Genomic DNA, 9,598 nt, shown 5'->3' with positions numbered 1-9,598 from the left:
GTGGATGCGCCCGGGGGCGCGGTTGCGGCAGAACGGTAAAGTGGTCTGTCAGCTCGCCACCCTGGCGATCTGCTTCTTGGCTGCTCGCCCGGCCGTATAGAGTAACCCGCCACGCGGCGGCATGGCGGGTGAGATGCAGCCCAAAACCACTGGAGAAGGTTAGACCAGAGCAACCTTACCAGTAGCCAGATCGTAGATACCGCCAACAACGCGCAACTGTTTTTTCGCGATCAGGTCAGCCAGAATTGGGCTGTCTTTCTGCAGGCGCGCCACGTTGTATTTGACATTTGCGACAGTCGCGAGCGCCACCAGATCGGCGCCGCCCTGCTTGACCACGGGCTCGATCCCTGGCTTCATCGCAGTCGCCAGTCCAGCAAAATGTCCCGGCAACTGATTGCCTGCCTGAAGCGCGTCAACAGTGGCGCGAACCGCTCCACATCCCGTATGCCCCAGCACCATAATCACCTTTGTGCCGAGAACAGCCGCGCCGAACTCAAGGCTGCCCAGCCCATCGTCCGTGACGAAATTGCCGGCAACCCGTACGACGAACAGATCGCCAGGCTTCTGATCAAACGCCAGTTCTGGCGCCACACGCGCGTCTGCACAGCCAAGGATCGCAGCAAATGGCGCCTGGCCCTGCGCCAAGGCCGCTCTCCTGGCGCTGAACGCGCGCTCCCGCGCCTGGTCGGCCACGTAACGGGCATTGCCTTCAACCAACATGGCCAAAGCCTCGTCTGGCGTGCCGGCTGCTCTCACAGGCTGGGCCCTGGCGCCACTGGTCTGGGCGACGCCACCGATGAGCGCAGCCCCCGCCGCCGCAATGCCACCGCGAAGCAATCCCCTACGATCAATCGCGTTTTCGTTGCAAGATTCACACATGCAAATTCCCCCCCGCCAAGTCCGGTCCAGGTCTTCGCAAACAAGCGAAGCACCAACAACCTTCAGTCGAATCCCATTCTGTATTATAAATAAGCATGATATGAGCCAAACAAACTTCAGTAAACCCATTTCGCACTATGTCTCGTGCACGGCGCGTCGCGCCCTGACGACGCGCATCATCAAAAGATGCTCATTTGTGCTGCTCAATGCGTCGCGACAGATGCGTGCTGGTAGCCTTGCTGAACTGCGGCCGTCACGTTCTGGCCGATCATAAAAGGGCGAGAATACCCGCACCCGATGAGCTTGACCTATCGGGTACGGGTCAAGCCCGTGCGGCGACTGAGCTTGTCAGGTCGCGCATGCGTCAGCAATTTCGCGGCCTGGTATAAGGGCGCTACTTTGTGGAGCGGTCGCTCAGGCTCCGCCCGTTGTCATCACCATGCGCGCCGAACGCCATGTCATTGCTTTGATACGCCACACGGGCGCCACGGCCCACGCCGCCCTGACGGGTTGCGCCCGACTTCCGGCGCGTGAGCGGCCGCCATGTGTCGGCGAGGCGGCTCGCCTCTTCCGTCAACGCGATGGCGTCCTGATGGGGTCAGAGAGCAGCCGGAGGCCGTTCAGCACGACGAGGACGGTTCCGCCCTCATGACCAAGGACAGCAAGCGGCAATGGCAGATCGAAGAACAGGCCGCCGATGACCAGCACCAGCATGGCGGCCAGGGCGAAGGTCAGGTTCTGCCGGATAATATTGCTGGTGCGACGGGCCAGCGCGTGGGCTTCGGCCAGCTTGGTCATGTTCTCGGAGAGCAGGGCCACATCAGCCGCCTGCAGCGCCACGTCTGAGCCCGCAGCGCCCATGGCGACGCCAACATCAGCGCGCGCCAGCGCAGCGGCATCATTGACGCCGTCGCCAACGAAGGCCACGCGTCCATCGGCCGTTAACGCAGCGATGGTTGCGACCTTCTCAGCCGGGAGCATACCCGCCTGTATGTCGTCAGGGCTGATGCCGAGCTGTTTGCCGATGCGGAGCGCCACGGGCAGCCGGTCGCCGGTCAGCATCATGATGCGCCGCACGCCGCCAGCGCGGAGCGCCTGCAACGCCGCCGCAGAGGTGGCGCGCGGCTCGTCGGCGACGGTGATGGCCCCCAGCACGGTCGCGCCACGCCCAAGATAGATCACCGTATGCCCCCCTCCCGCCAGCGGCGCGAGCGGGGGCAGGTCTATATCCGCCCCCATCTGGGCGGCCATCCTGGGATTGCCTGCCCATAGGGCGACAGCGTTATCCCGGCCTACAATGCCGGCGCTCGGATGGGCGGTCACATCGGTGACGTGGGCCAGACCGACGCCCTGCTCCCGCGCCTCGCGGGCGATCGCCGCCGCGATATGGTGCTCGGAGTGCTGTTCCAGGCCCGCGAGAAGCGACAACAGGCGGGGCGCGTCGCCGTCCAGCGCGACGATGCTGGTGACGGCGGCGCGACCAGTGGTCAGGGTGCCTGTCTTGTCGAAGGCGAACGTGCGCACGGCGGCGAGCGCCTCGACAGCGCCGCCGCCCTTGAACAGGACGCCGCCGCGCGCGGCGGCTGACAGGGCGGAGAGTATCGCCGCTGGCACCGAGATGACGATCGCGCAAGGGCTGGCGGCGACCAGCAGCGTCGCGGCGCGATACAGCGCCTGCTCCCAGTCACGACCGAGCCAGTAGAAGCCGGCGAAGGCGAGGATCGCCCCCAACAGCACCGCCACGGTGTAACGCTGGCCAAACCAGGCGCTGAAGCGTTCGGAGGGGGCTCTCGCCTCCTGGGCTTCCGTGACGAGGGCGATCATGCGCGCAATCGTGCTGTCGCTGACGTTGCGGGTGATGGTGACCTCAAGCACGCCGTCAAGATTGATCGTGCCTTCGAAGACCGGGTCGCCCGCTTCTTTCGACACCGGCATGGATTCGCCAGTGATGCTGGCCTCATCAACGCCGCCATGTCCGCTCGCGACAACGCCGTCTGCGGGGATGCGCGCGCCCGGTCGCAGGATCACGCGATCATTGACCGCCAGCGCCGCAGCGGGGATTTCGACCACAGCGCCATCAGCCGCCTTGCGCAAGGCGGTTTCGGGCCGGAGCGCCATCAGCGCCTCCACGGCGCGTCGCGCGCGTCCAAGCGCACGGCGCTCGAGCGTGGTGGACAGGCTGAACAGGGTGAGCAGGACAGCGCCTTCGAATGGCGCGCCAACAACGGCGGCGGCGACAGCCGCCGTGATCATCAGCAGGTCGATATCGAGACTGCGCCGCAGCAACAGGGCGCTGAGCGCCGACCAGGCGGTGGGCAGCCCGGCCGCCAGATACACGAGCGCGACGCCACCCCACCACAGCAGGCCAGTTGGCGTCGGCAACACCCAGTGGTCCAGGGCCGCGCACAGCAACCCGATCACAGCGGCGATGGAGAGCGCGGTCGCTACATCGAATGACTTCATGTTCCTCACCACCCAGAAGACCTGTGAATTACTGAGGCCTCGTGACGGGCATTGCAAACATGCAGGCAAAACGCAAAGGACTGCGACAGTGGCAATCCCGGAGCGCCCATTCCGGCGCAGAGGGTCAATGCCCCTTCCGACAGCCAGCTGCAGACCCAGCAAGACCAAGCCATATCCCATAGCGAGCGCACCATTAAAGCGCGCATCAGTCATGGCGTGAAGCGCCCGCCTCCCAGCTGTCTCGCAGCCCACTGAAGACTATTCTCGTCTGCCCATATCTCCCTGTTTTTTCATTTTTCAAGTGGGAATCTGACTATGGCGACCCACTTCGAGGGCCCGCATTGACAATATTGAATAGCGCTTTAATTTTTCAGAATCAAAGCCGATCAGGATCGGCGCCGTCGCATGGCCGACGCAATGCCAATTTCACCATATGGGAGGATGGAGATGATTTCGTTCAGGATGCTGGCCGTCGCAGCGGCATTGGCCGCAATGATTGGTAGCGGTGGAGACGCCGTCGCCAATCAGGGCGTTACGCCAACCGAGATCAAGGTCGGACAGACCATGCCATATTCAGGGCCAGTGTCGCCCTATGGCGTCATCGGCCGCGCCCATACCGCCTATTTCGAGATGATCAACGACAAGGGCGGCATCAATGGCCGTAAGATCAATTTCATATCCCTGGACGATGCTTACAGCCCGCCCAAAACGGTGGAGCAGACCCGGCGGCTCGTGGAGCAGGATAATGTCGCCGTGATGTTCGCCAGCCTTGGCACACCAACGGGCATGGCGGTGCGCAAGTACCTCAACAGCCGGAAGGTACCGCAGATCATCCTGGGCAGCGGCGCATCAGCGTTCGCCGATCCAAAGAACTACCCCTGGACGCTGGGCTGGCAACCCAGCTTCAAGGACGAAGCGGCGGCCTATGCGAAGCACATATTGAAGACGCATCCCGGCCAGCCGATCGCCCTGATGTACGCCAAGGACGATTCAGGCAAGGAGTTCGCTGATGGCTTCAAGGCCGCGCTAGGCGACAAGATCAGCCAGCTCGTCGCCGAAGCAACCTATGAGACCGCTGACGCCACGGTCGATTCACCCATTGTCCGTCTGAAGGCGTCGGGCGCCAAGGTGTTCTTCTTTCACGCCACGCCGAAATTCGGCGCGCAAATCATTCGCGCCATTCACGACACGGGCTGGAAGCCACACACCTATCTGACCAACACGACCAGCAGCATCGCCGGGGCGATTGAGCCGGCGGGCTTTGAGCGCGCGCAAGGCATTATCTCCGCCACGTTCCTCAAGGATCCCAACGATCCGCAGTGGGAGAACGATCCTGAAATGAAAGAATGGCGCGCCTGGATGGCGAAGTACAATCCACGCGCCGACGTTACGGACTACCTCAACGTCCTTGGCTATGCCCAGGCGGCGACGCTGGCGAAGATCATTGAGAACGCAGGCGCCGACGTCTCAAGCGACGCCATCATGAAGCAGGCGGCCAATATGAGCTTCCGCGTGCCGCTGCTGCTTGACGGCGTGGAACTGCAAACCACCCCCGACGATTATCGGCCCATGAAGAAGCTGCGCCTCATCGAGTTCCGGGGCAAACGCTGGGAAGTCCTCCCTGATTGACACCCAATGCTTCGTCGACAGTTGCGCGCCCGGTAATCACCGGGCGCGTTGCATGTGAGCGGGCTACTCCGGCAAATGAACGTTCACCGCCCGGTGAACGTTGGCGCCCGCTTTTCGAGAAACGCCGCGATGCCCTCTCGAGCGTCGTCAGAAGGTGAGATTGCAGCAACGGCGGCCTGTTCAGCCGCAAGGCCTGCTGCTGCTACCTCGTCGCCAGCGGCAGCCACACAGGTGCGGATGGCCGCAATCGCCGTTGGGCTATAGCCAGACAATGCCTCGCCGAGCGCGAAAGCTTGTGGCAGCAAATCCTCCGAATTGGCGACAATGCGCGATACCAGTCCCATCGCCATCGCCTCTTCCGCGGTGACCGCGCGTGCGGTGAGCATCAGGTCCAAAGCGCGGCCCTTGCCGATCAGCGCTGGCAAAAACTGCGTGCCCCCATAGCTGGGCACCAGTCCAAGCTTGATCTCGGGCAACGACATGGTCACATGAGGCGCCGCCAGCCGCAACGTGCTGGCCATGGCGAGTTCCAGGCCACCGCCATAGGCAAGCCCGTTCATGGCGCAAATGCTCATCACCGGCGAGCGCGACAGGCGCACGAGCAGATCGCGGGCAAGATCCGCGCGCGCCACAGTCTGCTCGGCGCTGTAGCCGCGCACCTCGCTCAGATCAGTCCCCGCGGAGAGCGCCTTGCTCCCCTGGCCGGTGAGGACAAGGTAACGCGCGCCATCGCGTTCCAACGCATCCAGCGCCTGCGCCAGACCGTGCAGCACCGGCATGGTGATCGCGTTTAGCGAGCGCTCGCGCGTGATGGTGAACAAAGCGCCGCGTCCACGCCGTTCCAGTTGATAGTGCGGTGTTTGTTCCATCTCATGTTCCTGCGTGTGCGTTGTAGATCCAGCGATGCTGCGCCCCATTAGCATGAAGGCCCCGTTGGCGCAGAAGATAACGCTCCATCGGCCATAAGCGGGCTAGTCGCGCGACTTCGCGTTCGGTGGAGCATCTTGGTTCAAGGCAATTAAAGCGTTAATCAAATCTGTCAACGTCCGGCAGAAAGGGCCAAGTATGGCTATTCACGTCGGCTGAAAGGCATTCGCAATCCAGTGCATTGCGCGAGAATCATCAGCATGCATTGACATATTAAAAACTGCTTTAATTTAGTGGGACGCAGAACTGATCAGGGGAGCTCGCTCATGTTGCAGGTGGTGGCCGACACGCTGGAGACGATCGACGCCTATCGTCTCGTGGACGTTCCAGCGCCCAATCCGGGGCCCGGGGAAGTGACCGTTGAGATCGCCTGCTGTGGCGTAGGCTATGTGGACGCGCTCGTCGCTCTGGGCCGCTATCAGGTCAAGCCGCAACTGCCGCACACCCCTGGGCAGGAAGTCGCCGGAGTGGTTTCGGCTGTTGGTACGGGCGTCGCCCGGCTACGCCCGGGTGATCGCGTCCTCGCGACCGTCGGCGGGGGCTTCGCCGAAGTCGGCGTCGCTCGTGCTGACGCTATTGAAAAATTGCCCGCGGCCATGACCTTTGAGCAGGCGGCGGGTTTCCGGGTCAACTACCTCACGGCCCTGCATGGGCTGCTTGATCGGGCGGCCATCCAGCCTGGCGAAAAGCTGTTGGTGATGGGCGCCGCCGGTGGCGTCGGCCTGGCCGCGGTGCAGACAGGGCGATTGCTCGGGGCTGAGGTGATCGCCGTAGCGTCGTCCCCTGAGAAACGCGCATTCGCCATCAATCATGGCGCCCACCATGCGCTCGACACCAATGCAGATGGCTGGCGCGACCGCGTGAAGCAGCTTTGTGGCGGCACGGGGCCAGACGTCATTTTCGATCCGGTTTGCGGCGCGCTGTTTGAGCCGGCCTTCAGATCACTCAACTGGCGGGGCCGCCATCTGGTCGTCGGCTTCGTGGGCGGCGCCATGCCAGCGCTTCGCGTCAACCTGCCGCTGCTGAAGGGCGCTGCATTGGTTGGCGTGGATTACCGCCAGTTCGCCGAATTAGAGCCGGAACACGCGCGGAAGCACCTGGCGCAACTGTTCTCATGGGTCAGTGAGGGCCAACTTTCTCCCCCAATCGGCAGAACATTTGCATTCAACGATTTCGCCGATTGTCTGCAGTTCGCCCTGTCCGGCGCCGGCCTGGGAAAAACCCTGCTCCGGGTTCGGTAACGACAAGCGGCTTGCGCGCTCCTCAAGGCCACGTGCTGAGGCCACGAGCGCCCCCATCATCTCTCTCAGTTGGTGCCCCTTATGAATGTCTCTGAAGCGCTTGAACGCCGCCGCTCCATACGTGCCTATCGTCAAGACGCCGTCTCGGGCGAGATGGTCCAGTCTATTATTGCGCGCGCTGGCCGCGCGCCAAGCGGCGGCAATCTCCAGCCGTGGCACGTTCACACATTGACGGGTGCGCCCCTCGACGCATTGAAGACCGCCGTTGCGGGCGCCGGTCCAGACCCACAGCCCGGCTATCGCGTCTATCCCGATAATCTTGTCGAGCCATACCGGACCAGGCGATTTGAATGCGGAGAGGACCTTTACGCCACTCTGGGCATCGGCCGCGCTGACAAGGCTGGCAGGCTGCGCCAACTCTCCCGCAACGCGATCCTGTTCGGCGCGCCGGTTGGTATCTTCATCACCGTCGACCGGCGAATGGGTCCGCCACAATGGGCGGATCTCGGAATATTCATCCAGTCCGTGATGTTGCTGGCGGTTGAGCAAGGGCTGGATACTTGCGCCCAGGAATTCTGGGCGCTGTACGCACGGACAGTTGAGCATTACCTCGCTGTGCCGCCGGAGCAGTTGCTGTTTTGCGGCATTGCATTGGGCTATCGCGATGACGCTGAAGCGGTGAACAGTCTGAGGACCAGGCGCGCCCCACTTGGCGAATGGGCCTCATTCAAGGGCTTCGATCTCTAGTTTCTGAGGGCGGCGGCGTTGGGGGCCACCTGCTGCGACCTCAACGCCTGGCGTTCCCGGCAGGATTGGCATTTGCCAAGGAGGTCTCCGTCCGGGCCAGCGTGTCGCGCGTTGCGGGCGAGACTGGGCTTGTGAGCAAACCTTCGACCGTGTCGAGGAAATTTGACCACGCCCAAGGCTCTCCCCACATCGCGCCCCACACGTCAGGGTTCTCAGTCGCGGCTTCCCGCGTCGACGTCGCTGAGAACAGATATTGCATGACGAGCATGAGGCGCAGGCGGAGCAGCGCAGGTTCGACATCCGGCAAGAGCGTGCGCAGATGCGCGAGGCAGCGGCGCGTGCCGCTGTCGGCGCCGCCCAACGTCGAGAACAGCAACTCCCTGTCCTGCAGGTAAAGCATGTTGAGCAGGCGGATTGCATAGTCCGCGCTGGGCGACCCGGTCCTCGCGAAGATCGAAATATCCGACAGGATGGTGACCACTTCGCGAACCGATCGCGGACCACCCAGGCTTTCCAGATAATCGAGTTGGGCGTTGCGATCCGCTTCGATCAGTTGCGACGCGTCGCGAACCAGTTCAGCGATCAACTCCTGCTTCGTGCCAAAGTGATAGTTTACCGAGCCAGCGTTCTTCAGCCCGCACACCTGGGCGATCTCTCTGGTGGACACCTCAAGGATGCCCCGGGTGGCAAACAACTTCAAAGACACCGCCTTGATCCGTTCCCGGCTTTTCATGGTGTCCGACTTCGCCTGAGGCCGCCGCATCCGTAGCACCTGTTCCAATCTTGCGGGCAAGCAACTTGCCGCGTCGATGGGTACCGGCGGATTATTGTTACGACAAGCCCATGGCCCGGCGTTTCCCTGCCCTGCGCTTCAAAAGCACGACCTGACGTCCCCATAAGCCGCCAATCACTGCATGGCGCGCCGATCCCGAAGTGCAAGGCTGGGTTGTCAGCGTTTCCCGCTCGTCATGCAGGAGCTACCTCGACAACGACGCCCACTTGGTCTGACCCGGGGCAGTCAACGATCTGTCTCACCCGAACCAGACAGTGCTTCTGCAACGGCGTTGTGTCGCCGGGCGCGCACCCCAGCAGCGACGTCGGTGTGCGGCGACGCGGCGCCCGCCACCTGACGTTACGCTGCTCCTACGCTGACGCGACGGCATTTATACTTTGGTCTGATAAGCGCAGCGAGAATTGAAGAAACTACGTATTCAAATTTTCGTTACCTGCTGGCAATTACTCCTTTTTCGTTCACTTAAGCGAAAACATAGCCTTTCATACCCTTATTACGTAGCGATGCGCGCGTTGACCATGCGCAACCCGGCGCTATCGCTGGACAATCGCTACGTGACACGCATTCGCGCCATGGCGTGCGTGACAGCAGGAGGGCATGCGGGCGTAATGATCGGTTTTATTGATGCGAACAGACGCAGCAGGCTCCGTTGCTTCCTGCTGGCTTCATCCGCCCTCGTCGCACTGAGCGGCACAGCCGCGGCCCAGACCTGGAACGGCAGCCAGTCTACAGACTGGAACACGGCGCAGAACTGGGAAACGCCAGAAAGCGTGCCAGACGGCAGCGCGTTGGTGGTGATCAACGGCGCGACAGGGCCCGTCGTGCAGAGCGATGTTTTGAGCTACCTTCAGGGCCAGCAAATCCTGGCAGGCTCGGGCGCAGGCGGCATCCTCACCCTGAATGTCATTGAAGACAACGG

General features: G+C 62.6%; 8 protein-coding genes. 4 read left to right on the top strand and 4 right to left on the bottom strand.

The annotated features are described in order from the left end of the window. Positions 1 to 159 precede the first annotated feature (159 nt). Positions 160 to 720 (bottom strand): carbonic anhydrase, encoded by a 561-nt coding sequence (locus AC6A67_RS06845; RefSeq protein WP_498035804.1) that lies wholly within the window; start codon positions 718 to 720, stop codon positions 160 to 162. Between the two features lie 732 nt (positions 721 to 1,452). Further along, a complete protein-coding gene (locus AC6A67_RS06840; RefSeq protein WP_498035803.1) occupies positions 1,453 to 3,342 on the bottom strand; it encodes a heavy metal translocating P-type ATPase in 1,890 nt (629 codons plus the stop codon). Between the two features lie 447 nt (positions 3,343 to 3,789). Between AC6A67_RS06840 and AC6A67_RS06835 the strand changes: the two genes are divergently transcribed. Beyond that, entirely contained in the window at positions 3,790 to 4,971 is a 1,182-nt protein-coding gene (locus tag AC6A67_RS06835) for an ABC transporter substrate-binding protein (RefSeq protein WP_498035802.1), read from the top strand. 83 nt (positions 4,972 to 5,054) lie between these two features. Here AC6A67_RS06835 and AC6A67_RS06830 read toward each other — a convergent pair whose 3' ends face one another. Then, positions 5,055 to 5,840, bottom strand: coding sequence for an enoyl-CoA hydratase/isomerase family protein (locus tag AC6A67_RS06830; protein ID WP_498035801.1), 786 nt, complete (start codon positions 5,838 to 5,840; stop codon positions 5,055 to 5,057). 333 nt (positions 5,841 to 6,173) lie between these two features. Here AC6A67_RS06830 and AC6A67_RS06825 point away from each other — a divergent pair, with 333 nt between their 5' ends. After that, entirely contained in the window at positions 6,174 to 7,139 is a 966-nt protein-coding gene (locus tag AC6A67_RS06825) for an NADPH:quinone oxidoreductase family protein (protein ID WP_498035805.1), read from the top strand. An 81-nt stretch (positions 7,140 to 7,220) separates the two neighbouring features. Then, complete coding sequence (locus tag AC6A67_RS06820; protein ID WP_498035800.1) at positions 7,221 to 7,886, top strand: nitroreductase; 666 nt, start codon at positions 7,221 to 7,223, stop codon at positions 7,884 to 7,886. A 40-nt stretch (positions 7,887 to 7,926) separates the two neighbouring features. Here AC6A67_RS06820 and AC6A67_RS06815 read toward each other — a convergent pair whose 3' ends face one another. Continuing rightward, positions 7,927 to 8,619: a TetR/AcrR family transcriptional regulator gene (locus AC6A67_RS06815; RefSeq protein WP_498035799.1), complete on the bottom strand. Its 693-nt coding sequence runs from the start codon at positions 8,617 to 8,619 to the stop codon at positions 7,927 to 7,929. A gap of 461 nt (positions 8,620 to 9,080) precedes the next feature. Here AC6A67_RS06815 and AC6A67_RS06810 point away from each other — a divergent pair. Beyond that, on the top strand, positions 9,081 to 9,598 hold a 518-nt coding region (locus tag AC6A67_RS06810), incomplete at its 3' end, for a hypothetical protein (RefSeq protein WP_498035798.1).

The organism is Camelimonas sp. FR25 (genome assembly GCF_059740505.1).
Note: the sequence above shows the minus strand (reverse complement) of the source record. Positions and strands in the feature narration are given on the sequence as shown.

Coding starts and splice junctions, on each gene's coding strand:
- AC6A67_RS06835 (WP_498035802.1), top strand. CDS start 3,790: ATGATTTCGTTCAGGATGCTGGCCGTCGCAGCGGCATTGGCCGCAATG.
- AC6A67_RS06840 (WP_498035803.1), bottom strand. CDS start 3,342: ATGAAGTCATTCGATGTAGCGACCGCGCTCTCCATCGCCGCTGTGATC.
- AC6A67_RS06845 (WP_498035804.1), bottom strand. CDS start 720: ATGTTGGTTGAAGGCAATGCCCGTTACGTGGCCGACCAGGCGCGGGAG.
- AC6A67_RS06815 (WP_498035799.1), bottom strand. CDS start 8,619: ATGAAAAGCCGGGAACGGATCAAGGCGGTGTCTTTGAAGTTGTTTGCC.
- AC6A67_RS06820 (WP_498035800.1), top strand. CDS start 7,221: ATGAATGTCTCTGAAGCGCTTGAACGCCGCCGCTCCATACGTGCCTAT.
- AC6A67_RS06830 (WP_498035801.1), bottom strand. CDS start 5,840: ATGGAACAAACACCGCACTATCAACTGGAACGGCGTGGACGCGGCGCT.